A 1,260-nucleotide genomic window follows, 5' to 3' on the forward strand; every position below is an offset into this window, starting at 1 on the left:
TGTAGTGGTCAAGTAAAACTGGCCACGGTTTTATAAGCTGCGTGGTATCTTCTCTCTGACTCGTCAGGTGTCAGACCTCCGTTGTATTGATGAGGTCTGAACGTGTTGTAGTAACCTGTTATGTAACGAGTGACTTCTCGTTGAGCTGTTTCCGCTGCACTGTAGCCTCCTTCAGGTATCCATTCGCTTTTCAGGCTACGGAAGAAGCGTTCCATCGGGCTATTATCCCAACAGTTTCCTCTCCGACTGACGCTCTGTTTTATCTGCTTTTTCCAGAGCCGTTGCCGGTACCTCAAGCTTGTATACTGGCTTCCCTGATCCGAGTGGAACATCACCCCCTCTGGCTTATTACGACTTTCCCAGGCCATTTCCAGGGCATTAATGATGAGCTCTGTATCCGCAACCGGCGACATTGCCCAACCCACTGGCTTACGGGCGAACAGATCCATCACGACAGCCAGGTAACTCCATTTCTGTCCGGTCCAGATAAAAGTGATATCACCGCACCAGACCTGGTCAGGCTCCGTTACTGCGAACTGGCGCTCCAGTATATTTGGCAGACTCGTGTGCTCTTGAGTCGATTTTCTGTAGGCATGTTTACCCGGCTGGCAGCTACTCAGGCCCAGCGCTTTCATTATCTTGCTTGCCCGGTATCGGCTTAACGCAAGCCCCTCACGGGTAAGGATATCCGCAAGCGTTCTGGCACCGGCAGAACCGTTACTGAGGCGGTGTATGCGACGAACTTCGCTATGAACTCTGACCCGCTCTGGATTGATGACATGCCGCCTTTTTGCCCAATATTTATAGCTACTGCGGTGTATTTCAAAAACATCGCAGAGAAGGCTGACGGTGTGACTGCTTCTGAGTTCTTCAACTAGCGAGAACTGTTCAGGGAGTCTGACATCAAGAGAGCGGTAGCCTTTTTTAATATGGTGTTGTGTTCCTCCAGGCGACGAACCTGCTTTTCCAACTCACGAATACGCTGCTGTTCGGCAGTCAGTGGCGAGGCTTTAGGTGAGACCCCTTCACGCTCCAGACGGAGCTGTCTTGCCCATGATTCGAGAGCCGATGTGCTGACATTCATGGCTTGGCTGGCTGCACGGAATGAGTAGCCCTGGTCAAGGATAAGTTGAGCGCATTCAAGTTTGAATTCAGCAGAGAAAGTCCGCCTCGTTTTGTTAGTCATTTTTTCACCTGTTTAGTGGTTGAGGTGATGATATCACCTCTATTCAGGTGGCCAAATTCACTATGCCACTACAG

At 50.6% G+C, this 1,260-nt stretch carries 1 protein-coding gene; it reads right to left on the reverse strand.

Going from position 1 to position 1,260, the window contains the following annotated elements:
- Nucleotides 1-8 precede the first annotated feature (8 nt).
- Nucleotides 9-1,186 (reverse strand): IS3 family transposase gene (locus ACRDCA_RS07880; protein ID WP_438689034.1). Its coding sequence is split into 2 segments (ribosomal slippage): nt 9-928 and nt 928-1,186, totalling 1,179 coding nucleotides; the frame shifts between segments, so codons are not numbered across the junction.
- Between the last annotated feature and the right edge of the window lie 74 nt (nt 1,187-1,260).

The organism is Serratia sp. (in: enterobacteria) (assembly GCF_051654945.1).
GTDB lineage: Bacteria > Pseudomonadota > Gammaproteobacteria > Enterobacterales > Enterobacteriaceae > Chania.